The sequence below is a fragment of the Bacillus sp. JST-5 genome (assembly GCF_057747715.1).
The window spans coordinates 1-24,823 of sequence record NZ_JBYLHW010000039.1; the positions used below are offsets into that span (position 1 = coordinate 1).

The 24,823-nt window shown below is 32.7% G+C and carries 25 protein-coding genes and 1 riboswitch; of the genes, 18 read left to right on the forward strand and 7 right to left on the reverse strand.

Features of this window, described 5'->3' with window-relative positions:
- The first annotated feature begins 161 nt into the window (after positions 1–161).
- Together AC3ASS_RS09075 and mscL are read left to right on the forward strand one after the other, a co-directional pair.
- Positions 162–1,019 carry a CvfB family protein gene (locus tag AC3ASS_RS09075; protein WP_488283211.1) on the forward strand — a complete coding sequence of 286 codons (858 nt, stop codon included), beginning with the start codon at positions 162–164 and terminating at the stop codon, positions 1,017–1,019.
- Positions 1,020–1,036: 17 nt separating this feature from the next.
- Positions 1,037–1,426, forward strand: coding sequence for a large conductance mechanosensitive channel protein MscL (gene mscL, locus AC3ASS_RS09080; RefSeq protein ID WP_488283234.1), 390 nt, complete (start codon positions 1,037–1,039; stop codon positions 1,424–1,426).
- 206 nt (positions 1,427–1,632) lie between these two features.
- Here the strand turns inward: mscL and AC3ASS_RS09085 are convergent, their stop codons facing one another.
- Together AC3ASS_RS09085 and pepF are read right to left on the reverse strand one after the other, a co-directional pair.
- Positions 1,633–1,848, reverse strand: a complete 216-nt coding sequence (locus AC3ASS_RS09085) for a hypothetical protein (RefSeq protein WP_488283212.1) — start codon at positions 1,846–1,848, stop codon at positions 1,633–1,635.
- 203 nt (positions 1,849–2,051) lie between these two features.
- Positions 2,052–3,863 carry an oligoendopeptidase F gene (gene pepF, locus AC3ASS_RS09090; protein WP_488283213.1) on the reverse strand — a complete coding sequence of 604 codons (1,812 nt, stop codon included), beginning with the start codon at positions 3,861–3,863 and terminating at the stop codon, positions 2,052–2,054.
- 164 nt (positions 3,864–4,027) lie between these two features.
- Between pepF and AC3ASS_RS09095 the strand changes: the two genes are divergently transcribed.
- Complete coding sequence (locus AC3ASS_RS09095) at positions 4,028–4,930, forward strand: cysteine hydrolase family protein (RefSeq protein ID WP_488283214.1); 903 nt, start codon at positions 4,028–4,030, stop codon at positions 4,928–4,930.
- Between the two features lie 182 nt (positions 4,931–5,112).
- On the opposite strand, the gene AC3ASS_RS09100 is transcribed toward AC3ASS_RS09095, so the two are convergent.
- Complete coding sequence (locus tag AC3ASS_RS09100; protein WP_488283215.1) at positions 5,113–6,720, reverse strand: MDR family MFS transporter; 1,608 nt, start codon at positions 6,718–6,720, stop codon at positions 5,113–5,115.
- 160 nt (positions 6,721–6,880) lie between these two features.
- A riboswitch (purine riboswitch) is annotated at positions 6,881–6,982 on the forward strand.
- A gap of 59 nt (positions 6,983–7,041) precedes the next feature.
- Between AC3ASS_RS09100 and AC3ASS_RS09105 the strand changes: the two genes are divergently transcribed.
- The 3 genes from AC3ASS_RS09105 to dsdA all read left to right on the forward strand — a co-directional run bounded on the left by AC3ASS_RS09105 (position 7,042) and on the right by dsdA (position 9,404).
- Positions 7,042–7,584 carry a phosphoribosyltransferase family protein gene (locus tag AC3ASS_RS09105; RefSeq protein ID WP_488283216.1) on the forward strand — a complete coding sequence of 181 codons (543 nt, stop codon included), beginning with the start codon at positions 7,042–7,044 and terminating at the stop codon, positions 7,582–7,584.
- 104 nt (positions 7,585–7,688) lie between these two features.
- Positions 7,689–8,063, forward strand: a complete 375-nt coding sequence (locus AC3ASS_RS09110; RefSeq protein ID WP_488283217.1) for a PH domain-containing protein — start codon at positions 7,689–7,691, stop codon at positions 8,061–8,063.
- A gap of 21 nt (positions 8,064–8,084) precedes the next feature.
- Complete coding sequence (dsdA, locus tag AC3ASS_RS09115) at positions 8,085–9,404, forward strand: D-serine ammonia-lyase (RefSeq protein WP_488283218.1); 1,320 nt, start codon at positions 8,085–8,087, stop codon at positions 9,402–9,404.
- On the opposite strand, the gene AC3ASS_RS09120 is transcribed toward dsdA, so the two are convergent.
- Positions 9,391–10,032: a class I SAM-dependent DNA methyltransferase gene (locus AC3ASS_RS09120; protein WP_488283219.1), complete on the reverse strand. Its 642-nt coding sequence runs from the start codon at positions 10,030–10,032 to the stop codon at positions 9,391–9,393. The genes dsdA and AC3ASS_RS09120 overlap by 14 nt on opposite strands.
- A 151-nt stretch (positions 10,033–10,183) precedes the next feature.
- Here AC3ASS_RS09120 and AC3ASS_RS09125 point away from each other — a divergent pair, with 151 nt between their 5' ends.
- The 5 genes from AC3ASS_RS09125 (at position 10,184) to AC3ASS_RS09145 (ending at position 14,870) form a co-directional block, all read left to right on the forward strand.
- The gene (locus AC3ASS_RS09125) at positions 10,184–10,651 is read left to right on the forward strand and encodes an S-ribosylhomocysteine lyase (protein ID WP_488283220.1); all 468 of its coding nucleotides are present in this window, start codon (positions 10,184–10,186) and stop codon (positions 10,649–10,651) included.
- 18 nt (positions 10,652–10,669) lie between these two features.
- Positions 10,670–11,596: a PLP-dependent cysteine synthase family protein gene (locus tag AC3ASS_RS09130; protein ID WP_488283221.1), complete on the forward strand. Its 927-nt coding sequence runs from the start codon at positions 10,670–10,672 to the stop codon at positions 11,594–11,596.
- Positions 11,593–12,723 carry a bifunctional cystathionine gamma-lyase/homocysteine desulfhydrase gene (locus tag AC3ASS_RS09135; RefSeq protein ID WP_488283222.1) on the forward strand — a complete coding sequence of 377 codons (1,131 nt, stop codon included), beginning with the start codon at positions 11,593–11,595 and terminating at the stop codon, positions 12,721–12,723. The genes AC3ASS_RS09130 and AC3ASS_RS09135 overlap by 4 nt, the downstream gene beginning before the upstream one ends.
- 118 nt (positions 12,724–12,841) lie before the next feature.
- Positions 12,842–14,311, forward strand: coding sequence for an MDR family MFS transporter (locus tag AC3ASS_RS09140; RefSeq protein ID WP_488283223.1), 1,470 nt, complete (start codon positions 12,842–12,844; stop codon positions 14,309–14,311).
- Between the two features lie 88 nt (positions 14,312–14,399).
- Positions 14,400–14,870: a YndM family protein gene (locus AC3ASS_RS09145; RefSeq protein ID WP_488283224.1), complete on the forward strand. Its 471-nt coding sequence runs from the start codon at positions 14,400–14,402 to the stop codon at positions 14,868–14,870.
- 193 nt (positions 14,871–15,063) lie between these two features.
- Here the strand turns inward: AC3ASS_RS09145 and msrA are convergent, their stop codons facing one another.
- Complete coding sequence (gene msrA, locus AC3ASS_RS09150; protein ID WP_488283225.1) at positions 15,064–15,594, reverse strand: peptide-methionine (S)-S-oxide reductase MsrA; 531 nt, start codon at positions 15,592–15,594, stop codon at positions 15,064–15,066.
- 121 nt (positions 15,595–15,715) lie between these two features.
- Here msrA and AC3ASS_RS09155 point away from each other — a divergent pair, with 121 nt between their 5' ends.
- The 3 genes from AC3ASS_RS09155 to AC3ASS_RS09165 all read left to right on the forward strand — a co-directional run bounded on the left by AC3ASS_RS09155 (position 15,716) and on the right by AC3ASS_RS09165 (position 18,421).
- Positions 15,716–16,153 carry a hypothetical protein gene (locus tag AC3ASS_RS09155; RefSeq protein WP_488283226.1) on the forward strand — a complete coding sequence of 146 codons (438 nt, stop codon included), beginning with the start codon at positions 15,716–15,718 and terminating at the stop codon, positions 16,151–16,153.
- Between the two features lie 315 nt (positions 16,154–16,468).
- The gene (locus AC3ASS_RS09160; protein ID WP_488283235.1) at positions 16,469–17,260 is read left to right on the forward strand and encodes a metallophosphoesterase; all 792 of its coding nucleotides are present in this window, start codon (positions 16,469–16,471) and stop codon (positions 17,258–17,260) included.
- Positions 17,261–17,662: 402 nt separating this feature from the next.
- Positions 17,663–18,421, forward strand: a complete 759-nt coding sequence (locus AC3ASS_RS09165; RefSeq protein ID WP_488283227.1) for a yteA family sporulation protein — start codon at positions 17,663–17,665, stop codon at positions 18,419–18,421.
- Positions 18,422–18,449: 28 nt separating this feature from the next.
- Here AC3ASS_RS09165 and AC3ASS_RS09170 read toward each other — a convergent pair whose 3' ends face one another.
- On the reverse strand, positions 18,450–18,635 hold the full coding sequence (locus AC3ASS_RS09170) for an H-type small acid-soluble spore protein (RefSeq protein ID WP_488283228.1): 186 nt from the start codon (positions 18,633–18,635) through the stop codon (positions 18,450–18,452).
- A 140-nt stretch (positions 18,636–18,775) separates the two neighbouring features.
- On the opposite strand from AC3ASS_RS09170, the gene AC3ASS_RS09175 reads away from it, so the two are divergent.
- The 4 genes from AC3ASS_RS09175 (at position 18,776) to AC3ASS_RS09190 (ending at position 24,171) form a co-directional block, all read left to right on the forward strand.
- Complete coding sequence (locus tag AC3ASS_RS09175) at positions 18,776–19,183, forward strand: hypothetical protein (protein WP_488283229.1); 408 nt, start codon at positions 18,776–18,778, stop codon at positions 19,181–19,183.
- Between the two features lie 301 nt (positions 19,184–19,484).
- Positions 19,485–21,227: an ABC transporter ATP-binding protein gene (locus AC3ASS_RS09180; RefSeq protein ID WP_488283230.1), complete on the forward strand. Its 1,743-nt coding sequence runs from the start codon at positions 19,485–19,487 to the stop codon at positions 21,225–21,227.
- A complete protein-coding gene (locus tag AC3ASS_RS09185; protein ID WP_488283231.1) occupies positions 21,208–23,028 on the forward strand; it encodes an ABC transporter ATP-binding protein in 1,821 nt (606 codons plus the stop codon). Before AC3ASS_RS09180 ends, AC3ASS_RS09185 begins: the two co-directional genes overlap by 20 nt.
- Before the next feature lie 636 nt (positions 23,029–23,664).
- Positions 23,665–24,171, forward strand: coding sequence for a kinase (locus AC3ASS_RS09190; protein ID WP_488283232.1), 507 nt, complete (start codon positions 23,665–23,667; stop codon positions 24,169–24,171).
- A 39-nt stretch (positions 24,172–24,210) separates the two neighbouring features.
- On the opposite strand, the gene AC3ASS_RS09195 is transcribed toward AC3ASS_RS09190, so the two are convergent.
- On the reverse strand, positions 24,211–24,741 hold the full coding sequence (locus AC3ASS_RS09195) for an HD domain-containing protein (RefSeq protein ID WP_488283233.1): 531 nt from the start codon (positions 24,739–24,741) through the stop codon (positions 24,211–24,213).
- Between the last annotated feature and the right edge of the window lie 82 nt (positions 24,742–24,823).

The following is a 24,823-nucleotide window of genomic DNA, read 5'->3' on the forward strand; positions in this document are numbered from 1 at the left end:
GTACGGTTTGATGAGGGGAAGCTGAGAGTAAAAGAGACAGCATGAGCTGTCCCTTTGAAATCAGTTTTCTACTCTACAAAATGATTCAATCGGACGTTGGAAAGTGTTGTTATATGTGTTAAGATAGTAAGCGTTTTAACATAAAGAAAGGAAATGAAGAAATGGAGCATTTAGAAGCTGGTGTTATGACTACATTAAAGGTGGAACGTGAAGCTTCATTTGGTTATTTTTTATCAAATGGACATGAAGATGTTCTTTTACATCATCATGAAATATTAAAAAATCTTCATATAGGAGAATCGATTGATGTATTCCTTTATCAAGATAAATTAGGAAGATTAGCGGCAACGATGAGAAAACCTACAATTATGAAAGGAATATATGGATGGGTAGAAGTTGTCGATGTGAAAGAAGACTTAGGTGTCTTTATCCATATTGGTACAAGTAAAGATATTTTAATCCATAAGAATGATTTACCAAAGATGAAACATGTTTGGCCAACCATTGGTGGAAAATTATATTGTACGTTAAAAACCGATAAACAAGGACGTTTACTTGGAAAAATTGCGACAGAAAAGGAAATGGAGTCATTATTCATCAAAGCTAGTCGTAGCGAATTTAATAAAAATATTTCAGGAATTGTGTATCGAACTTTGCGAAGTGGTTCTTTTATAATTACAAACGAAGGGTATCGTGGCTTTATCCATGAAAGTCAACGTGAAGAGGAGCCGAGATTAGGCTCGAATGTTCAAGGGAGAATCATTGATGTAAAAAATGATGGATCCATTAATGTATCATTACTAAAAAGAAGCCATGAAGCAATTATAGATGATGCAAATAAAATTTTATCTTATCTTAATAACCGTGGAGGGGTTATGCCATTAACAGATCATAGCTTGCCTGAAGAAATTCAAAATAAATTTGGTATGAGTAAGGGTGCATTCAAACGTGCGATAGGTTATTTAATGAAACAAGGAAAAGTTTATCAAAATGATGGCTGGACATATTTAAAAAGGTGATAGAGGAAGTGAATAATATGTGGAAAGAATTTAAACAATTTGCAGTAAAAGGGAATGTGGTAGACCTTGCTGTAGGTGTGATTATTGGAAGTGCTTTTGGTAGTATTGTTTCTTCACTTGTCGATGATATTGTTATGCCTTTTTTTGGTTTAATTATTGGGGGAATTGATTTTACAAATCTAAAAATTCAAGTAGGAGATGCAACCATTCAATATGGGAGCTTTCTCCAAGCGATTGTTAATTTTCTAATTATAGGGTTTACTGTATTTCTATTTGTTAAACTATTAAATAATAGAAGAAAAAGAGAAGAAGAAATGAAACAAGAAGAAGATGTAGCACCTTCAAAAGAAGTAGAGCTTTTATCTGAGATAAGAGATTTATTAAAGTCAAAGCAAATCGATCAGTAATAAAATTTATTACGTTCAGTTTAGAAAAAATGAGTTTCCAACAATGAAAGAAGGAGTCACGTATGTTCAATGAGAGTAACGACACCTTCTTTCATGAATGAAAAAGAATTTGACAAATAACATATTTTGGTTCAAGTAGGCTAATAATAGTAGAGTATTGATTTTTGATAAATGTGTAATTTTGCCAAACAGTAATAATAGTGCATTTACATTTTTCCTTCTTTAATCCATGTCCAAATGCGATAACTTCCGTAAAGAGAAACTAATAAAAGTAATATCATTATAATAACATATATGGAAAGTCTATTTATTTCCTTCAATCCTTGTGCATTAATAAAAACAAAGGACGAACAACCAATAAACATTAAGTAACAGAACACATTTGGAATAATCCATAAAATTCTTAACTTATAATTTTTCATTTATATACCTCCCCTTATAATAGAAAAACTAGGATTATAAGAAAAAGTTTACATGGTTTATTTCAATTTTATATCCCACATATACATAAAAACAATAGTCTGTTGTAAACGGATGATTAATAAAATGAAAAGCCAGAAAAATGTTAATAGAAACATTTTCCTGGCTTTTCTATTACGAGGATATTTTATTCCCATTTCCATTCTTATTGGTAACTTTCTACTAATTGATCCACGAGTGATCCTACATAAGCAACGGCATTTCGAATAGCATCTGGTTTTGACATGTCAACACCCGCATGTTTCATTAACTCCAATGGTTTCATTGTGCCTCCAGCTTTTAAAACTTCCAACCAACGATCAATGGCCGGTTTTCCTTCTTGTTGGATTTTTTGTACAACAGCAGTAGATGCTGTTAATCCAGCTGAATAGGTGTAAGGGTATAATCCCATATAATAATGAGGTTGACGCATCCATGTCAACGATGCTCCTTCATCAATATCAACTTCATCTTGCCAAAATGATTTTAAAATGTTCCCTTTCATTTCACAAAGAACGTTCGCTGTAATCGGATTACCTTTTTCTGCCCAAGCATAGACTTGACGTTGTAATTCTCCTTCTAATAAATGAGTAACAAAGTTGTGATAATATGTTCCTAATAACTGAGAGATGACCCAACGTTTCATCCGTTGATCATTCGTATTGGAAAGTAAATATTGTCCTAATAATAATTCATTCATCGTTGAAGGAGCTTCTATAAAATAAGTAGATGGACGAGTATTGAATAGACGTTGGTATTTTCCAGCTAAATAGAAATGTCCAGCATGTCCCAATTCATGTGCAAGAACAAATGTACCACGCATTGTATTTGTCCAAGTAATTAAAATAAATGGGTGTGATCCGTATGGGCTTGAGCAAAAAGCACCTGTTGATTTTCCAACATTATCAGCTAAATCCACCCATCTTTCTGTCAATCCTTTTTTCATAATTTCCAAATATTCAGGTCCCATTACTTGTAAAGCATCTAATATAAGCTTTGAAGCTTCTTCGTATGAAGTTTCAGGGTTATAATCAGGATCTAGTGGTGCTTTTAAATCGCAAAATTTCATTTCATCCAATCCAAGTACTTTCTTCTTTAAGCGAGCATATTTTCTCATATGAGGGGCTAACTCTTTTTGGATGATATTTAATTGATTTTCATACATTTCAAGTGAAACTTGTTGAGGTTGTAACAACATATGAGTAACAGATTCATATTTTCTTAATTTCGCTTCAATGATTTGTTTTTTTACTTCCGTTGCATAAGCGGCAGCAAACGTATTTTTATATTTATTTAATGTTTTTACGAATGAATCATAAGCATTTCTTCTTAATTCTGTATCCGGAGATATTTCATAGCGATCTTCATATAAGGCAAATGACATTGGGAGTTCTTCAGCATTTTGAGAAAGAATGGAATCAAATTGCATATCCGAAGATTTGCTTATTTGATAGATTCTATATGGCGAACTATGTACTTCACTAAAAGCTGCTAAAGCTTCTTCCGTTTCTGGTGATAATCGATGAGTTTTTTTCACAAGAATATCATCAATAAATTTTTTAAAATCTTTAAGTTCTGGCTCTTCGTCATAAAATTTTATAATATTTATTTCAGACATATTTAAAATCTCAGATTCTATAAACGACAATGAAGCATTTACATTTGATACAAAGGAAGATATTTTACTCGTGTTTCCTTGATTTACAGGATCAGTTCCGTCAGCAGAGAATTTTAAGCTAGCATAAACAGCTACTAAATTGGCACGTTGAAAATAGGATTCATAGGCTTTTAAACAATTTAATAAATTTTTTGCATTTGATAGTGTCCCGCGATACTTTGTCACTATTGATAAATCATTTTCTAATTGTTTTAACTCTTTTTCCCATTCTTCATCTGACTGAAATAAATCTTGTAAATTCCATGTTAAATGTTCAGGTACTTCCGAACGAACGGGGCGTTTTTCCATTGTTTTTACCATTTCCAACCTCCTGAAATTTTATTTCGATACTCTAATATTTAGTATACAATAATTTTAGAAAAATGAAAATATTGTTAAACATCGTTAAATTCAAAATATGAATCCAATGATAAGCTATTTTTTGTTAATATATGATTAGTATAATGTTCTTTGAGGTGAGAAAATTGAATGTAAGTTTTGAAGAAATTGTTGATATTGAAAAAATAGGGGAGAAAAATTATAAGAAGTTAAACGATATTTTGTCATTAGCCAATAAGGTAAAAGACATTAAATTTGCTTCGGAAGATAAAGAAAAAACTTTGTTATTATGCATTGATTTTCAAAATGACTTTATGGAAAAGGGGGAACTTGGAGTCCCAAACTCTCATAAAGACGTAGAAAACGTTACAAAATTTATATTTCACCATTTTAATCATATATCAAAAATCGTATATTCATTAGATACACACATGCCACATCAAATTTTCCATCCAATTTGGTGGAAGGATAAAGACGGAAATCATCCTACATCGTTTACAATAATTCATGCAGATGAAGTGAAAAAAGGGAAATGGATCCCATTAAAGGAATATGAAAGAAGTTTAGAGTATGTTGAAAATCTAGAAAAAATAGGGAAGAAAAAATTGTGCATTTGGCCGTATCATTGTATAGAAGGGACATTTGGAGCAAGTTTAGAAGGCCAATTAGCAAATATGATTTATTTTCATTCTCTTGTCCGACAAACAGAAGCAAAATCAATTGTGAAAGGACAGTCTCCAGTTACAGAAATGTATGGGATTTTTAAACCTGAATACGATCCAAATTATGTAATGAATACGGAATTATTAGAAGAGATATCTTCTTTCGATAAAATCTTTATCTCAGGAGAAGCGAAATCGCATTGTGTATTAGAATCTCTAAAACAATTATTAGAATATATGAATGAAAACTATCATTCAACTTCAAAAGTATTTGTTTTAGAAGATTGTATGAGTTCTATACCAGGTTTCGAAGAAGAGACGGAAAAAGCTTTTCAACAATTAGTTGATATTTATAAAATAAATATCGTAAAATCTACTGATATTTAATTTCCATAGGGACATGATCCATGTTCTGTCGCAATCCTTTTAATATTAATGGAAAAAATGAAAAAATCGATATGATTTTTCTCTCTCAATTAAATGCCTAGTAATAAAAGAGTGTTTCTCCAAACTATAAAAAACATCGAGTGATAAACGAGATTCGTTTATTACTCGATGTTTTGATTTATCTATTCATTTTTAGAAGATTCTTCAAAGTATTCGTCCCCTTTTAATTTTTGCTCTGGCATTAAAAATGTTCCAAAAAACGTTAAAATACCAAACACAAGGGCAACGAAAAATAATGAAGACATTCCGGAAGTTAAAGAAACTTTAACCGCATGAATAAATTTCTCAAATAGTTGCAATCCCATTTCACCAAATTGTGAAAATGCTTGTTTTAATTGTTCTTGAGCATCAGCTGTCAGCAATGCTTGCGGATTTAAATCTTTAAGAGCACTTCCAGTATTTCCAAGAGAAGATAATTCCTCAGGCATCGTTTCCTCTAACTTTTTATTAAAGCCATTATTTAATAAAGATCCGAAAATAGGAGAAGCTATCACTCCGCCTAGTGATGTTACAAATTGTTGTGTTGAGTTTACTGTCCCCATTAAGCGATATGGGAATGCATTTTGTACAGCAACATTTAGTAATGGCATTAAGGAACCAATCCCAATTCCTAAAATAACCATATTGATAATGACTGTTGTGTAACTAGTATCAACATTCATCGTTGTAAATAAATATAAACCTACGACAATAAATACCGCACAAATATGTGAGAGACGCTTATACTTTCCTGTCTTAGTCATCACTTGACCGGAAATAATCGATCCAATGATAAAACTGATCATCATAGGAGCCATAACTAATCCACTATTTTGTGCACTCAATCCGATAACGCCTTGAATGTATAATGGCAAAAACATTGTTGCACCAAACATTGCCATAGATATGAAAATACCGAGAATAAGGGTAACAGAAAATAATCGATTTTTGAATAAAGCAGTATCAACAATAGGTTCTTGAGCTTTTGTTTCATAAAATGCAAAAATTAGTAATACAATAGCACCGCCAACAAAAAGGGTAATCGTTTCCCAATCTGTCCACGTATATTTATCTCCAATCCATGTAAAACCTAATAAAATAGGGATGAGACCTATAACTAATAAAAATGTACCAAACCAATCAATTTTTGCTTGTTGATCAATTTTAACTTTCGGTAATGCATAAAAAACACCAATTAATGCTAGAACAGCAAATGGCAAGTTAATGAAAAATACCCAATGCCAACTTAAATGATCAGTAATCCATCCACCAATCGTTGGACCTAAAATACTGGAAAGACCAAAAACCGCACCGATTACACCCATCCATTTTCCACGCTCGACTGGATTAAAAATGTCCCCAATCGTTGCTCGTGGCATACTCATCATTGCCCCTGCACCAATTCCTTGAATAGCACGTGCAATAATTAACCATGTCATTGACTCTGCAAACCCTGAAAGAATAGAACCTAATGAAAAAACAATTAATCCAAAAATGTAAAATGGTCGACGACCGTATATGTCTGACAACTTACCATAAATGGGAACAGTGACAGCAGAAGTAATCATAAAAGCACTAAAAATCCAAGCATATAATTCAAAACCATGTAAATCACTAATGATGGTTGGGATAGCTGTTGAAACAACGGTTTGATTCATGGAAGCAAAAAACATCGTTACTAAAACCGTTGCTAACGCCCACCATTTTTTTCTTCCTGTAATTTGATTCGTCGTTTGATATTCGGTATTCATTTTCCCCACTCCTGAATGATAACTTTTGATATTATGACTGACCGTTTAGTCACAATTCATGCATTAAAATAATATACAATACGAAATTAGATTTTGCAATAAAATATGCTTTTATAAATAAAAAAATTTATTCAATGTAATCAACTAAAACGTGATATAGTTAAGAAAAATACAGGATCTCCATATATTCCTGGTAATAAGGTCTGGGAGTTTCTACAGGTTTACCGAAAATAAACCTACTATGGAGGGTTTGTTAGAAACATTAGAAATCTTTCTATTGTTTTCTTCGTCCCTCCACAAAAACTTTTGAGGAGGACGGTTATGAAAAATAGCTATACGTTAAAAATTGCTGGGATTGTTCGTCAATTACCAATTATTCAAATCTCTAATCATGTAAAAATTGCAAGTTTTGTCACTTTAGGGGATCGCGAATTAGTTGAAAAGGTTGCTCCAATTCTTGTTGAAAAACTGCCTGAAGTTGACATTTTAGTTACAGCAGAGGCGAAAGGAATACCTCTTGTTTATGAAATGGCAAAGATATTAAATATGAAACATTACATCGTTGCAAGAAAAAGTATAAAAGCGTATATGAATGAACCATTTCTCATAGAAGTCCAATCCATTACAACGAACGAAAAGCAAATTCTTTGCTTAGATCAAAAAGATGTTGAACTCATTAAAGGAAAAAAAGTTGCATTAATTGATGATGTTATTAGTACAGGTGAATCGATTCGTGCATTAGAACAATTAGTTGTGAAAGCTGGGGCAAAAGTTATAACTAAAGCAGCAATATTAGCAGAAGGAGATGCTGCAAAAAGGAAGGATATAATATTTTTACAAACAATACCGATTTTCAACATCTAAACATCTAAGCTTTCTATTTTTTTTGGAAAGCATTCTTTCAAGGGAAGTATCAAATTCTTTACGTTCATACAATTATATTGAAAAAAGTATGGAGGGGATCTTTTATGGGATTTTTTGATGGACTATTAGGGAATGCTTCACAAGCAGATTTGGAATCTGTCCAAAAAGAATTATCTTCTATTTTAATTCAGAATGAAAAAGTAGAACAAGCCTATAAAATTATCCGTGATTTAATCGTCTTTACGTCCAGAAGATTGATTCTTATTGATAAACAAGGGTTAACCGGAAAAAAAGTTGAATATCATTCTATTCCTTATAAATCCATTACACATTTTAGTGTAGAAACTGCAGGACATTTCGATTTAGATGCTGAATTGAATATTTGGATCTCCGGTGTATCTGAACCAATCGTGAAAGAGTTTAAAAAAGATAAGACTATTTATGACGTACAAAAAGCGCTTGCCTATTACGTTGGATAATTTTTATTAGGGGGATGATGTATGCACCATGAAACTAGGTTGTTGGAACAAATAAAAAATCTAAATGAAGTATTTTGGGAACAACATGCTAATACAATTCCTATTCAGGAAAAATATAAAGATTTAAGCAATGAATGGGAGGAAGCAGAAAAAAGACTTTTACGCTTTGCACCACTTATTGCACACTATTACCCTAATGTTTCATCTGGAATCATTGAATCTGAACTAACAGAAATAAAAAATATGAAAAATTGGATTGAAAAAACGTTTGAAACTTCGATAGATGGCACCTTGTTATTAAAAAGAGACGACTTATTACCAATCGCTGGTTCAATAAAGGCAAGAGGGGGAATTTATGAAGTTCTGAAATTTGCTGAAACCATTGCAGTAAAAGAAGGTGGTTTCCATACCAATGATTCTTATAAAATGTTAGCTGAAGAAAAGTTTAGATCTATTTTCTCCAAATATACGATTATAGTAGGTTCAACTGGAAACTTAGGATTAAGTATTGGGATGATAAGTAAAAAATTAGGTTTTCGAGTCGTTGTACATATGTCAAGCGATGCCAAAGAATGGAAGAAGCAATTATTAATCAAAAATAGCGTTGAAGTTGTAGAGCATCAAAGTGATTATAGTGTTGCAGTTAGGGAAGGGAGAGAGCAATGTAAGTCATCAAAAAACTGCTATTTTATCGATGACGAAAAATCAAAAGATTTATTTCTTGGATATGCAGTTAGTACCAAACGATTAAAAAAACAACTAGATGAAAAGAAAATTGTTGTAGATGAAAACCATCCATTATTCGTCTATTTGCCGTGTGGTGTTGGTGGCGCACCCGGAGGAATAACATTTGGTTTAAAACATGTTTTTGGTCCTCATGTTCACTGTATTTTTGCTGAACCGGTAAATGCTCCTTGTATGTTGTTGGCACTTATAACCGGTAAAGGTGATCGAATCGAAGTTGAAGATATAGGAATACCATTAAAAACAGAAGCAGATGGACTTGCTGTTGGACGTGTTTCTTCGTTTGTATTTGATACAATTGGTCCCTACATTAATGCAGTTTATACCATCAAAGATGATCGGCTATTTCAATTTTTAGTTGCTTTACAAGAGAAAGAGAATATTCGCTTAGAACCGTCTGCAGCCGCAGGGATTATGGGTCCAGTTTTAATTAAAAAGAGTCGTTTTATAAAACAATACACTCCACAAGCACTGAAAAATAGTACTCATATTGTTTGGTCAACCGGTGGAGGACTCGTACCAATTGAACAGATGAATGAATATTTACAAAAAGGAAAAAATCTTCCGAATAAAATCGGAAGACTTAATGATTACTAATTTTAGCATGAGCGATCCAAACAAAATGATTCATTCGTTCGAAACGAACGTTAAACCCATGTTTTTCAAAAATAGAAGTTAAAATAGGTATGGTTGTATAATATTCTGTTTGTAAATCATGAACAAGCCGGTCATATCCTTTTTGCTTATAATCATTTTCTGTTTTTAATTTTTCTTCCTCTGTAGAAAAAATGGTATCAGCAATTATAATATCACCATTTTTTGATAGAATGGAAGAATAATAGGATATGGCCTTTTCTTTCTCTTCATCAGTTAAATGATGAAATGCGTAAGTACTCACGATCGAGTCAACTTTTTCATCTGGAATCGGAAAATGTAAAAAGTCTCCTTCAATAGCTTCAAAATTCATTTTATTTTTTGTAATTTCACGCATTTTTTCTGAAGGTTCAACACCGATGACATTTAAACCTCTATCTAATAATTTTTTCGTTAAATTCCCTGTACCAACTCCAAATTCAATGACTGTACCTTTCGCTTTATTAGCAACATTCGATAAAATTTCGTCATAATTCATAAAGACATCACGATATTCTTCATCGTGTCCAGAAACTGTATGGTCATACGTAGGTGCCCATTGATCAAATAATTGGTCAAATTCTCTTCCCATCTGTCATTCTCCTTTATTTATATAATTCATATCAGAAAACTAGGAATTAAAGTGGTAAAATACCTTTTTTTATCATATGTTTCTCCTTTGACAAAGTCAACTAAAAAACATACTATACTTATAGGTTTAATTTTAAAAAGGAGTGTCATGAATGGAAATTAAAAAAATGAATGTAGAAAGCTTTAATTTAGATCATACAAAAGTTAAAGCTCCCTATGTCCGTTTAGCTAGTACAAGCACGGGAGAAAAAGGGGATCGTCTTTATAAATACGATGTTAGATTTTGTCAACCAAATAAAGAACATATGGAAATGCCAGCTCTTCATTCTTTAGAACATTTAATGGCTGAAAACATTCGTAATCATCATGATACAATTTTTGATGTGAGTCCAATGGGATGTCAAACAGGTTTCTATATATCTGTTATAAATGATGGTGATTATGATCGATTCTTAACAGTTTTAGAAAAAACGTTGAAAGATGTTTTGGAAGCTACAGAAGTACCGGCATGTAATGAGGTTCAATGTGGATGGGCTGCTAGTCATAGTTTAGAAGGAGCTAAAGCTATTGCTGAAAAAATGCTTTCTAAACGCGACGAATGGACTCAAATCTTTCAGTAAATATTTCGAGGTGCAAACATGAAATATGTTAACAAAATAAATGAGCTAATTGGAAATACCCCATTGTTGAAAATTCAACATCATCCTTTCGCTCATAAAGTGAATATTTTTGCCAAATTAGAATTTATGAATCCAGGTGGGAGTATTAAAGACCGTCTAGGACAATACTTAATTAAAGATTCGATTGAAAGAGGTCTAATTGATTCGAATGGAACGGTTATTGAACCAACCGCTGGTAATACAGGGATTGGTTTAGCCTTAGCTGCTGTTGGAACAAATATAAAAGTTATTTGTGTTGTTCCAGAAAAATTCAGTCAAGAAAAACAAATGTTAATGCGCGCATTAGGTGCAACAGTCATTCAAACTCCGACCGAATTAGGTATGAAAGGTGCAATTGATAAAGCACAACAATTGCTTAAGGAAATCCCAAATTCTTGTTGCCCACAACAATTTCACAATGATGCAAATCCATTAACTTATTATGAAACGTTAGGTCCAGAAATTTATGAGCAATTAGATGGAAAAATTGATATTTTTGTTGCTGGAGCTGGAAGTGGCGGAACATTTACCGGAACGGCAAAATACTTAAAAGAAAAAAACAAAAACATTAAGACGGTTGTTGTGGAACCTGAAGGATCAATATTAAATGGACATCCACCGGGACCTCATAAAACGGAAGGAATCGGATTAGAATTTATTCCTCCTTTTATGAATCAAGAATATTTCGATAAAATTTATACGATTTTAGATCGCGAAGCTTTTCATAGAGTTCGCGAATTAGCTAAATTCGAAGGACTGCTTGTTGGAAGTTCATCTGGTGCCGCGTATGAAGCCGCACTAAAAGAGGCAGAATACGCACCGGAAGGAACTAATATTGTCACAATCTTTCCAGACAGTAGTGAACGATATTTAAGTAAAAATATTTATGAGGAGGAACTAGATTGAGAAATAAAACGAAACTTATTCACGGTGGAATTCCACGTGATGAACATACTGGTGCTGTATCTATTCCAATTTCTCATGCAAGTACATTTAAGCAAGATGGAGTTGGAAATTTTAAATATGAATATGCAAGAACAGGAAACCCAACGAGACATGCTCTAGAAGAGCTAATTAAAGATTTAGAAGGTGGAGTTGCTGGTTTTGCATTTGGCTCGGGTATGGCTGCTATTTCATCTGTCATGCACTTATTTCAAGCTGGGGATCATATCATTATTACCGATGATGTTTACGGTGGTACATTCCGTTTAATGACAAAAGTTTTAAACCGTTATCAAGTGGATGTTTCGTTCGTGGATACATCTGATTTGGATTTAGTGAAAAATTCCATCAAACCGAATACAAAAGCGATTTATATCGAAACACCAACGAATCCTTTATTAAAAATTACGGATATAGAAGCCGTTAGCAAATTAGCAAAAGAAAATAATTTATTATTGATCGTTGATAACACATTTAGTACTCCATATTGGCAAAATCCATTACAGTTAGGAGCCGATATTGTTCTTCATAGTGCAACAAAATACTTGGGCGGTCATAGTGATGTCGTTGCAGGTGTTGTCGTTGTAAATTCAGAGCAATTGAAGTCGGATTTACATTTTATCCAAAATTCCGTCGGTGGGATTCTTGGTCCTCAAGACTGTTGGTTATTAATCCGAGGAATTCGAACACTTGGTGTCCGAATGGAAGAAATTGAACAAAATGCGAAAAAAATTGCTGAATTTTTGAAATCCCATCCAAATGTTTCTAATATTTATTATCCGGGATTTGAAAGTCATAAAGGCCATCACATTCATAAAAAACAGTCTAGAGGTTTTGGTGGCATGATTTCATTTGATGTCGGTAGCAGTGAAAAAGCACTTGATGTTTTACAAAAGGTAAAATACTTTACTCTTGCTGAAAGTCTTGGTGCTGTCGAAAGTTTAATTTCTCTTCCTGCAAAAATGACTCATGCATCCATTCCTTATGAGCGTCGACAAGAACTTGGTATAACTGAAGGACTTATTCGTATTTCAGTCGGATTAGAGGATGTAAAAGATCTTTTAGAAGACTTAGAACAAGCTTTATCGTAAGCTTAATTTGCTGTCTGATGATTTCAGGCAGCATTTTTGTTATTTATTTGACATTTTCCAAAGGAAAGAGGATAATATCGGTGCTTAATAGACTTTTTATGGGAATAGGGGATGAATCATGGCGAATTTAAACATAAAAGCGATCACGGTTGCATTGTTTATAGCAACATTTTTAACTGCAATTGAAGGGACAATTGTTAGTACGGCTATGCCAATCATTGCGAGTGAATTAAAAGGCATTGAAATGATGAATTGGGTATTCTCTATATATTTATTGACATCTGCCGTTACCATTCCGATCTTTGGAAAGCTGAGTGATTTATACGGGAGAAAAAATGTTTTTATTTACGGAACGATTGTATTTTTAATCGGTTCTGCATTGTGTGGAATTTCGCAATCGATGGAACAATTAATCATTTATCGTGCAATTCAAGGAATTGGTGCTGGTGCGATCATGCCAGTAACGATGACTATCATCGGAGATATTTTCCCATATGAAAAACGAGCAAAAATGTTAGGAATCATGGGTATGGCATGGGGAATTGCCGGTATTGCAGGACCTCTCATCGGAGGATTTTTTGTTGATCAAATGACTTGGCATTGGATATTCTTTATAAATGTTCCTTTTGGACTTATTTCAATTATTATGGTTGCAGTTCTATTAAAAGAAAAACGAACAGCTGAGAAGAAATCTATCGATTATTTAGGAGCTATTGTATTTTCATTAGCGGTACTATTGTTATTGTATACGATGCAGCAAATGGAGAGTTGGAGTCGAATGCAAATCATTTCTGCCATTTTCCTATCGATTGTTTTTTTCCTTCTCTTTATTTTTATAGAAAAACGAACGAAAGAACCTTTAATACCTATCAACATTTTATCTTTACCAAAAATTTCTATAGGTAATGCTATCGCATTTTTAGTAAGTATGGTATTAATCGGAACGATGGTATATATCCCGATGTGGGCACAAGGGGTTCTTGGAAAAGGGGCAACTGAATCTGGTCTTATGTTAGCGCCGATGTCACTCACATGGATGTTAGGTTCGTTTGCAGGTGGGAGATTGCTAATTTTAAAAGGTGAGCGTTTTACGATTACAACAGGGATGAGTATATTAGTTTTATCGGCAATATGGATGTCGACATTTACAATCCATACTTCTTCCGTTTATTTTTATTTATTATCTGCGGTATTTGGATTTGGATTCGGTACAGTTATAACGATTACAACAGTAAGTGTCCAATCAGCAGTTGATATGGACCAAAGAGGGGTTGTAACTGCAGCAAATACTTTTTTCCGTACCATTGGTCAATCGGTTGGTAGTGCAGTCATTGGAGTCTTTTTCAACCGTACGATATTAAATCAATCAAATATTCATCCAAATGAATTTAACTATTTAATTAATCATAAAGAATCCAATTTGTTAAATGAAAATACGTTGGCAATATTAAAAAATACATTAGTTTATGGCATTCACCATGTTGTAATTGTATTACTGATTATTACGATTGTAGCATTGATAGCATCTATGTTCCTTCCTAAAAAAGCGAAAACAGTACAAAAAGGTGCTGTAAATAAAACTATGTAGATACCTCCTTGAGAGGTATTTTCTTTTATATAGAAAGAATAATATTTCAAATACCGTAAAAAATATCCCTAAAAGGAGGGATATAAGAATGAAACATATTGGTCCTTTATTCATAAAGTTTTTAATGAGTTTAGCTGTAACAACGATTATTCTTGGCTTAATTTATAATGTTACTTTTGGAGATATTCTCTTTATTAGTATTTTATTAACAGGTATTTCTTATTTTTTAGGAGATTTGTTTATTTTACCTCGTTATGGAAATACCGTTGCGACAATAGCCGATTTTGGAGTAACATTTATTGCAACATGGTTACTTGGAATTATGGTAATTGAAAGGATTATTCCACTCGGAATTGCAAGTTTTTTTGTCGCCTTGTTTATTTCATTAGGAGAAATTTTGTTTCATCGGTTTATGGAGAGCTCAATTTTGGGTACACACCATTCACAACACAGGAATAAAAAATTTTTACAAAAAACGAATAATGTTTATCAAACCGAATTTGCGGAAGAAAAGAGTGAGAATGTAAACAAAATTTATAAGAAGAAACATAAACGATAGAAATAAATTCCATAACTTTTGAGTGCTTTTGCTTATAAATGCCCCAATTAGAATAAGCTTAATTAAAATAGGGATTGGCAAGGACCAATCCCTATTGAATTTCATAAGAATTATATTCAAAAATTTTATTCTACAACGATCGTTACAACTATCAGAAAATTATGTAAAAGTGATTTATAAAAGAATTACATATTTATTTTCCCCAATGTTTTTTAATAAACTCATCTCTACCAGATTTTTCTCGGTCTAAACGATATTCTTCCGGATTTTTTTTGTAAAAGTCTTGATGATATTCCTCAGCAGGGTAAAAAGGTTTAGCAGGTAAAATTTTTGTAACAATTGGTTTTTTGAAAATACCACTTTCTTCTAATCTTTTTTTCGATTCTTCCGCTAACTTTCGTTGTTCTTCCGAATGATAAAAGATGGCCGTTCGATAAGAATCTCCACGATCATGAAATTGCCCTCCGTCATCGGTAGGATCGATCTGTTGCCAATAGATTTCTAATAACTTTTCATAAGGAAATATTTTTGGATCAAACGTAATTTGGACAACTTCGTAATGCCCAGTCGTTCCCGATTTAACTTGCTCATATGTTGGATTTTCCACGTGGCCACCAGAATATCCAGAGACTACACGATGAATTCCTTCCCACTGATCAAATGGCTTAACCATACACCAAAAGCAGCCACCAGCAAATGTTGCTTTATCTAAATGTTCACCCAATTGGCTCACTCCTTAAGTTATTTTCAAAAAATTGTAATCATATTGTATCATTAATGAATATTTAAATCATGGAAAAAGCTTTTTCATATATAATTTAATTAAATTGATAAGAGGTGAATATGTGAGAAAGGTTATAATCTTATTAATAACAACCATTTTATTAACTATGGTAGGAGGTTGTGAATCAATGGAAAATCCGAGTAATTCTAAGGGGAATATCCCATATGGACAATATCAAGATTCCATTGTATCCATAAAAGCTTTTGTCAAAGAAGAAAATGACTTAAATTATAAGGTTACAACTGATATTAACAACCATTCTAATCAAAATATTGAGTGGTTATATGATTGTGGTGAAATTATTACGTATGAGGGGAAAGAAAAAGGGGATTTTTGTATCGAGGTGTTTTCCAAAACTATGAATCCGAATAGTTCAGAAACGATGGAAGTAATCATACCTAAAAAATTATTTCACTCGCATCAACCGTTTAAGATCCAACTTTCTTATATGGTTAATAATAAAAAAGTAGACATTTCTATTCCTATAAGAAAAGATTAACGTTTTATAGATTATGACCATTATTAGAAAAATGTCGAAAGAATTAACGTGTTTTGACATTATTTTTTTGTATAAGTCATTTTTCAGGGCATTTGTGACAGCTATTTATGCGAAAATTAGTATTTTTTGCGCTTACCCTGGAAATATTTTTTTGAATATTCCCTCAAATTACTATAATCGATATGAGCCATTTCAAATATGATTTTTTTAGTAAAATTCAAGCTTCCTTACCATCAACTCCCACTATAATTGACCCTGAATTCTTGATATATTTAGAAAATGGGAGGTGCCAATATGGTAGGAACATCTTTATTTATGTTTACTTTAATATCTTTATCTATAATACTTAAAAAAGGTAATGATAATACTAGAAATCTAGTTATTAATCATATAGAAGTCCCGAAAACGTCTAAGTTAAAGAAGCCTATAAAAATTCTTCACCTTTCAGATCTTCATCTAGAACATCTTTCCATCTCAGCACTGGATTTGAAGAAACAATTAATCAATCAACCAATTGATCTTATTGCATTGACGGGAGATTTTTTAGACCGATCCAAAAGTATACCGAAGTTAATACCTTACTTAAAGGTTTTTCAAGAGATTAATCCGACTTATGGTACATTTGCAGTTTTCGGTAATCATGACTATGTATTATCCCAACATGATTTTAAAGAATTAAAAAACACGTTGAATTCATATGGAGTTCATACTCTACAAAATGAAAGTGTTTCATTAACTATAGATCACCAAAACATTTATATCATAGGCATCGATGACTATAGTACATTAAGAAGCAATATCGAAGAGTCCTATGAAAACGTTGGAGATGGATATAAATTAGTTTTAACTCATGATCCTAATATCGTTTTAGAAATGAATGAATATCCTTATGATTATTTATTATCTGGCCATTTTCATGGTGGACAAATTCATTGGCCAAAACCATTCCATTTAGTGAAAATGGGACAATTAGTAAAAATGAATATGGTGAAAGGTCTACAACAATATAACGGTAAACCTTTTTATATTAGCGAAGGATTAGGTCAGACAGGGGTAAACATTCGTCTTGGAAGTAGACCTGAAATCACTTTTCATGAAATTGCATAATAATTTTCTAATCTGCCCACTCAAAATAGAGCGGGTGTTTTTATTTATTTTCCACTGAACTAACTCCAATTTGATATGTGTCTAACGTCGCCTCTCGTTTATTTTTATCATTGATTCAAACTAAATTTAATACTCTCCAATTGATATAAAATTATATTATCACGTGATTGTAATAACGCATAAAATTCTTCCCAGATCAAATGATTCTTTTCCATTTCCACCTTCAACCTCAATGAAAATAACATCTCTCTTTCGAATTTTCACGATCTATTTCCTTCCTTTAAATTTAACGTTATTGTTCCCCATTCTATCTTGAAAAATTTTATCCTCTTTTTTACAACATGTTTTCCAAATGTTTGATTCATACTACACATATACTCCGAACTAAAAGGGGAGAAAAGAATGTTAACATCCGAACAAATTCAAATTTTGAAAGATGTTTTATTAAAGGAAAAAGTAACAATCGAAAAATATTTACTACAAAATGATTCGCTAAATTTAGATCACGGTCATGCTCATGAATCTGTTGGAGAATTATCCAGTTATGATAATCATCCGGGAGACAAAGGAACAGAATTATATGAACGGGAGAAGGATTTAGCATTAAAAGAACATTATGAAACTCACTTAAAAAATATTGAAAAGGCCCTTCAGGCGATGGAAGAAGGTACTTATGGAAAATGCGAAATTTGTGGTCAAGACATTTCATTTGAGCGTTTACAAGCTATACCGACAACGACATACTGTGTACAGCATACACCTGACCAAGTGGCTTCCCAAAATCGTCCAATCGAAGAAGGGGTCTTCATGCCTCCATTTGGAAAATTTGATTTTGATGATTCTTTAGATGAAAATGTTGCTTTTGATGCGGAAGATTCTTGGCAACAAGTAGCAGAGTGGGGGACGTCAGATTCACCATCAGATTTAGTTGATTCAAGTGACCATTATAATGAAGTTTATAACGAATCTAATGAACCAATTGGATATGTTGAGGATTATGAAAACTTTATTGGAACAGATATGCATGGTAAAAATATTATGGTATTCCCGAATAAACAACATGAGAAATATGAAGAGGACCTTGATGCGGAAGATATAATGACCGTATTTGGTGATTTACATCCTTATGAAAAAGAGCCTTATGTAAACGATGATCAATAAAAATAACCTCTATCGCCTATGATAGAGGTTATTTTTCGTCTTCCACCAACTCAGATATGTTTACTACTGTACGTTCTTCAAGTGGTCCTCTTAAATGGACCGTTGCTGTTTTCCCATCTTCATTAAGTGAATCTACCCAAACAGAAACACCGTTATATTTTATGTCAATGTCTGTAGGAGAAGATAAAATTTGTTTTAATCGTTTTGCATCCATATCAGAATTACCTCCTCTTCCTCTTTATTATTAGGTGTTTTTCAATCATTATTCTTGTATATTTACATAACAAGTAAAGGAAGAATATGTATGAAAATTGTCGAAATTTCAAAAGTAACCTTTGAAGGGATAATTTTTACATGAAAAAACATTGGATTCTATTCTATACTTGCATATTCGTACTAATTTCATGCAGTCGATTTAACGCAACAAAAGAAATGAACGAATATTTGGAAATACGAAAGACATTTATTGAACGGCAAATTGAATTGGCAACAATGGCAGAAGAACAATTATTAAAGGAAGATGATCGTAATCACTCTTTAGAAATTTTAAGAAATGATGTCATTCCTTCATTTGAACAATTAGTAAGGGATATAAAGGATGTTTCTTTAAAAACGAAAGAAGTGAAAGATGTGCATAAAGAATTTGTAAAAGCGATGGAATTACAATTAGATGTATATAAAAAATATGAAGAAGATTTAGAAAAAAATAACAAACAACTTTTTTTCGAAGCCGAACAAAAAGTAGAAGAAAGAAGTCCATAAGTTGTTCGATAAACATGAAACGCAATTAATTAAAGTATGTAAAGGACTAGGAATTGAATTGAAATTGAAAAAGTAGTATGACAAAAAAGTGTTTTTTCAATGACAGATAACTGATAAAAACTCATTTAATGACGACTTTTTTTCTAGATCATGGAAACTGACTCAATATGAACAGATAATAAAATGAAGACAAACAAATGTTTTTTATGCAACTCTTATTCTATGATAAATTCTATTTATGGTGTAAAATAAATAGTATTTAGTCATCGTTGTCTATATACAACGCTTGGGGGTATGGATGGTGAAAGTTGTATTATCTTTTTTAAAGCCATATCGCATGATGATGACCATTGCATGGCTCCTTATGCTTATAGAGTTAGCAGTAGAACTTTGGCAACCATTGTTAATGGCAAAAATTATTGACGAAGGGATTATTGAACAAAATTTATCTGTTGTCATTTCATGGGGTTCAGTGATGATTGGAATTAGTCTCCTTGCATTTGGGGCAGGGATTACAAATTCATTTTTTGCTAGCTACGTTAGCCAAAATTTTTCTTATGATGTTAGAAAGGGGTTGTTTCAAAAAGTTCAAGCTTTTTCATTCTCGAATTTTTTGAAATTTCCAACTTCATCTTTGATAACAAGATTAACAAACGATGTTACACAAGTCCAAAACACAATTTTTATGAGTTTACGTATTTTAATGAGAGCTCCATTATTAGTCGTTTTTGGTACAGTAATGGCACTTTTCGTTCATGTAAAGCTTGCTCTTATCCTTTTGACAACAATTCCTTTTTTATTTCTTTTTATCGTTTGGACAATGAAAAAAGGTTCTCATTTATTTAAATCGGTTCAGCGACTTTTAGATCGCGTGAATGGAGTAATGAGAGAAAATTTAAATGGAATGCGCTTAATCAAAGCATTTGTTCAATCAAAACATGAAGTAAAACGATTTAATGATACCAATCAGAAGCTTATGGATCGGACCATATACGTGTTAAGACTTGTTGAATCAATTACGCCAATTTTACTGTTTGTAATGAATATTGCCATTGTAATTATTCTTGCGGTAGGAAGTTTTGAAGTGAACAATGGTGCATTAAAAGTAGGTGAAGTGGTTGCTATTGTCAATTATGCTTTTCGAATAACTTCGGCATTATCGATGATCACTTTTATCGTAATGGCACTAACAAGAGCACATGCTTCTGCTCAAAGAATTAGTGAAATTTTTGATGCAAAATCTGAAATGGATGACTCTGAAAAAGAGAAAAAAGAAAATCCACCTATTAACGGTGAAATTACTTTTCAACAGGTTTCATTTAAATATCCGACATCCAATACATTTACACTTACTGATCTAACTTTTCACATAAATCCGAAAGAAACTGTCGCCGTATTGGGTTCAACAGGTTCTGGAAAAACAACTTTTATACAATTGATTCCTAGACTATATGACGTAACAAATGGCAATATTTTAATTGATACATTTAATATTAAAGATTTGAATCAAGACTATTTAAGAAAACAAATTGGATATGTTCCACAAGATGTATTGCTGTTTTCTGGTTCGATTAAAGAAAATATATCTTGGGGAAAAGAGAATTGTTCAATGGATGAAATAATTGCAGCAGCTAAAGATGCTCAAATTCATGAAACGATTATGAATCTACCAAACCAATATGAAACGATTGTAGGTCAAAAAGGTGTTAATCTATCCGGAGGACAGAAGCAAAGAATTTCCATTGCAAGAGCATTGGTACGAAAACCGAAAATTCTTTTATTGGATGACAGTACCAGTGCCCTTGATTTAAAAACAGAAGCACAGTTATTGAATGCTATTCGAAAGTATGACTGTACAACGATCATCATTACACAAAAAATTAACACTGCAAAAATTGCAGACAAAATTTTTCTGTTTGATCATGGTCGAATTGTAGCAGAAGGGTCACATGAACAACTAATAACCTCCAATGATTTATATAAACAAATCGTCCAATCACAACAACGAAAGGAGGTAGTGTTCAATGGGGAAACTTCCTGCTAACCCATATAAAAATATTAAAATGATGAATGAGAAGACTTCTTCCAATAATAAAGAAGTTAAAAATAGGATGAATACGATAAAAAGAATATGGAAGTATCTATCTGTTTATCGTACAACGCTTATCTTTGTGATTTTGATGGTCGTAGCAAGTTCAGTTTTTGGTTTACTAGGTCCATATTTGATTGGATATACCATTGATGAATATTTTGTTCCAGGAAAATATAATGAACTAACTACAATATTACTTTGGCTTGGTGTCATTTTTCTTGTTTATTCTGTTTCTATTTTTTTACAGAACTATTGGATGATCGGAATTGCTCAAAAAACAGTCTTTCAAATGCGATTAGAGTTATTTCAACATTTACATAAGCTCCCAGTTCGATATTTTGATACGAAAAAACAAGGGGAATTAATGAGTCGAGTCATTAATGATATTGAAAACGTGAGTTCTACGCTAAACAGTTCCGTAATTCAAATTTTTTCAAGTATTTTAACTTTAACGGGAACTGTTACCATTATGTTACTGTTAAGTCCATATATGACGCTCATTACATTAACCATTGTCCCAATGATGTTTTTTGGAATGAAATGGATTACCAATAGAACGAGTGTTTTGTTTAAGTTACAGCAAAAAAATTTAGGGGAACTTAATGGATTTATTGAAGAAACAATATCTGGACAAAAAATTATTAAAACTTTTTCACAAGAGGAAAGGGTCGTTCAAGAATTTTTAGAGAAAAATGAGCAATTACGTCAATCCGGTTACTGGGCGCAAACGTATTCAGGATTTATTCCTAAATTAATGAACGTATTAAACAATTTTAGCTTTGCTATTATAGCCTTTTTTGGAGGAATTTTTGCTTTATATGATCTTGTAACAATCGGGGAAATTGTTATATTTACCGAATATGCTAGACAATTTACACGTCCATTAAATGATTTAGCAAATCAGTTTAATACACTACTTTCTGCTATAGCAGGTGCTGAAAGAGTCTTTGATGTGTTAGATAGTGAAGTAGAAACGATCGATGAACAAAAGGCTACTAAAATTGAAAAGGTAAAAGGGAATGTTGAATTTAAAAATGTATATTTCTCTTATGAAAAAGATAACGAAACATTAACGGATATTAACTTTACAGTTAAAGCAGGGCAAACAGTAGCCCTTGTCGGTCCAACAGGGGCCGGAAAAACTACGATCATTCAATTGCTTTCACGATTCTATGAAACTGATAGTGGAGGAATTTACATTGACGGACGAGAAATAAAATCTATTCAGAGAGAAAGTTTACGTTCTCATATGGGTTTTGTTTTACAAGATTCGTTTCTTTTTGAGACAACGATTATGGAAAACATACGATTTGGACGTTTAAATGCTACAGACGAAGAAGTTGTGGAAGCAGCGACAAAAGCTAATGCTCATTCGTTTATCATGAGGTTACCGAATAAATATGAAACCGTTCTTTCTCAAGATGGGGCAGGAATCAGCCAAGGACAAAGACAATTATTAACGATTGCACGAGCCATTCTTCGAAATCCATCCATATTAATTTTGGATGAAGCAACAAGTAGTATTGATACTATTACAGAAATAAAAATTCAAGATGCTTTGCGCAAATTAATGTATGGTCGAACTAGTTTTGTTATTGCCCACCGCTTAAATACCATTCAGAATGCTGATTTGATTTTAGTTTTAAATAACGGAAAAATTATCGAAAAAGGGACCCATGAATCGTTATTGAAAGAAAAAGGGTTTTATTTTCAATTATATCAAAATCTAGAAAAAGAACCGTCAGTGGGATAAACGTTTAGTTGTCATTCATTTAAACGTCAATTGAATAATTTAAAATTCAACTAGAAGGAGGAAGAGGAGATATTTCTCCTTCTTTCCATTTTACTTTATTAAAAATCTTTAAAAGGCTCCAACTTCAATGATTAGATCTATATAAATATGATTTAACTCGTGTGTAAAAGTTTACAAAAATCTTGCAACTAGATAATTTTTTTTTCAAGTTAAAGCATCAAGAGTAAAAATGTTAAATAAGCAATTAAAAAAACTTGCAACTTGTTTGATTATTTTTGCAAGTGGAACATACGAGGCTGATTTTTTTATAAGAAGGAAGGATTGGCAGGTGCCAATCCAGATCGACTGATTAAATATTTGCAACTTAGGTACACAAATTTGTAAGTTCGGTCTGACCCCCTAATTTTCGGACAAAAATTCGTCTATTCTCTGTTTTTCTTAATTTTTTATTTTTTTACCTTCTTCACCTTGGACTCATTCTAAAGGATGTCATTCATGAGTCAAGCCTACTTCGCTTGACTCTTTCATTCCATCCTTTTCATCTCCCTGTGCCTATTTTAGGAAAAATTTGCTAGTTTATTTGTCTTTAACTTACAATGATATCGATTAGGGTTGAGTACGGAGGGGGAAGTAAAGATGGAATCAAAACTCATCATTATTCGTGGCAATTCCGGCAGCGGAAAAACAACCATTGCCAAAAAACTTCAAAGGCATTTTGGAGACGGAACTCTGTTAGTTTCCCAGGACGTAATCCGGCGTGACATGTTAATGGTTCGGGATCGGGAAGGGAATCCTTCCATTGACTTAATCCGGCAAATTGCAGAGTACGGAAAAGGTAAATGTGAATACGTGATTGTGGAAGGAATTTTAAATAAAAACCGTTATGGTGCAATGTTACAACATTTAATTCGCTTTTTTAATCAGCGGGCCTACGTCTATTATTTTGATTTATCCTTTGAAGAAACGGTGAAACGCCATAACACACGGGAGAAAAAGATGGAATTTGGGGAGGATGTTTTAAGACAATGGTGGACTCCCCAGGATTATCTTGGTGTTGAAAATGAAACGATTTTCACTGATGAATTGTCCCAGGAAGAAGTTCTACAAATTATTTTTAATCAAGTAAATTCAGAGGAACGATAAACATCGAAAGGCTAATATTGGTGAAATAGGTACATTCACTCACCCGACATTTATATTTAGCATATTTTCAATCTTTCTATCTAGCAAACGAATTCGCTCTAAACCCGCTTCAAAACTAATTTTACGATAGTGATGTTTCCCGCCGGGTTCTTCCACGATGGTGTCGGCTATGGCAACGACTTGTTGCAAAGGAGAGAGGTTGAGTTTTCCGTCAGGCAGAAAAGAATCGGTATGAAATAAAATCGCAAGGGCTATTTCCTTTGCTCTCACCGGATCTTCACCGCAACGAATAAGAAGTTTATGAGCGCGAGCAGCACCTTTAATAGGATGGATATCTTTTTTTCGATATGATTCATAATCCCATTGGCCGTTTGGTTGGTACCATTTATAATGACCGATATCGTGGAGAAATCCTGCTTTTGTGGCTAAGTCCGGATTGATGTTTCTTTGCAGTGCAATTTCATAGGCTTTCTCAGCAACGGTAATGGCGTGTTCCATGCCAGATCGTGTTAAATATTTTTGTGTAATCGGATGAATATAAAGCTTTTCTAATGTAACGGACCGGTTCATCTTTTCTCCTCCTCGTATAGTATTTTTAGAATCCTCTTTTGAGGTATTTTCCAGTTAGAATTTTGTTCTTTGATAACTTCAT

What these genes read in the sequence shown, in the direction of transcription:
- AC3ASS_RS09075 (WP_488283211.1), top strand. Translation starts at nt 162, where the DNA reads ATGGAGCATTTAGAAGCTGGTGTTATGACTACATTAAAGGTGGAACGT.
- mscL (WP_488283234.1), top strand. Translation starts at nt 1,037, where the DNA reads ATGTGGAAAGAATTTAAACAATTTGCAGTAAAAGGGAATGTGGTAGAC.
- AC3ASS_RS09085 (WP_488283212.1), bottom strand. Translation starts at nt 1,848, where the DNA reads ATGAAAAATTATAAGTTAAGAATTTTATGGATTATTCCAAATGTGTTC.
- pepF (WP_488283213.1), bottom strand. Translation starts at nt 3,863, where the DNA reads ATGGTAAAAACAATGGAAAAACGCCCCGTTCGTTCGGAAGTACCTGAA.
- AC3ASS_RS09100 (WP_488283215.1), bottom strand. Translation starts at nt 6,720, where the DNA reads ATGAATACCGAATATCAAACGACGAATCAAATTACAGGAAGAAAAAAA.
- AC3ASS_RS09105 (WP_488283216.1), top strand. Translation starts at nt 7,042, where the DNA reads ATGAAAAATAGCTATACGTTAAAAATTGCTGGGATTGTTCGTCAATTA.
- AC3ASS_RS09110 (WP_488283217.1), top strand. Translation starts at nt 7,689, where the DNA reads ATGGGATTTTTTGATGGACTATTAGGGAATGCTTCACAAGCAGATTTG.
- dsdA (WP_488283218.1), top strand. Translation starts at nt 8,085, where the DNA reads ATGCACCATGAAACTAGGTTGTTGGAACAAATAAAAAATCTAAATGAA.
- AC3ASS_RS09120 (WP_488283219.1), bottom strand. Translation starts at nt 10,032, where the DNA reads ATGGGAAGAGAATTTGACCAATTATTTGATCAATGGGCACCTACGTAT.
- AC3ASS_RS09125 (WP_488283220.1), top strand. Translation starts at nt 10,184, where the DNA reads ATGGAAATTAAAAAAATGAATGTAGAAAGCTTTAATTTAGATCATACA.
- AC3ASS_RS09130 (WP_488283221.1), top strand. Translation starts at nt 10,670, where the DNA reads ATGAAATATGTTAACAAAATAAATGAGCTAATTGGAAATACCCCATTG.
- AC3ASS_RS09140 (WP_488283223.1), top strand. Translation starts at nt 12,842, where the DNA reads ATGGCGAATTTAAACATAAAAGCGATCACGGTTGCATTGTTTATAGCA.
- AC3ASS_RS09145 (WP_488283224.1), top strand. Translation starts at nt 14,400, where the DNA reads ATGAAACATATTGGTCCTTTATTCATAAAGTTTTTAATGAGTTTAGCT.
- AC3ASS_RS09160 (WP_488283235.1), top strand. Translation starts at nt 16,469, where the DNA reads ATGTTTACTTTAATATCTTTATCTATAATACTTAAAAAAGGTAATGAT.
- AC3ASS_RS09165 (WP_488283227.1), top strand. Translation starts at nt 17,663, where the DNA reads ATGTTAACATCCGAACAAATTCAAATTTTGAAAGATGTTTTATTAAAG.
- AC3ASS_RS09170 (WP_488283228.1), bottom strand. Translation starts at nt 18,635, where the DNA reads ATGGATGCAAAACGATTAAAACAAATTTTATCTTCTCCTACAGACATT.
- AC3ASS_RS09175 (WP_488283229.1), top strand. Translation starts at nt 18,776, where the DNA reads ATGAAAAAACATTGGATTCTATTCTATACTTGCATATTCGTACTAATT.
- AC3ASS_RS09185 (WP_488283231.1), top strand. Translation starts at nt 21,208, where the DNA reads ATGGGGAAACTTCCTGCTAACCCATATAAAAATATTAAAATGATGAAT.
- AC3ASS_RS09190 (WP_488283232.1), top strand. Translation starts at nt 23,665, where the DNA reads ATGGAATCAAAACTCATCATTATTCGTGGCAATTCCGGCAGCGGAAAA.
- AC3ASS_RS09195 (WP_488283233.1), bottom strand. Translation starts at nt 24,741, where the DNA reads ATGAACCGGTCCGTTACATTAGAAAAGCTTTATATTCATCCGATTACA.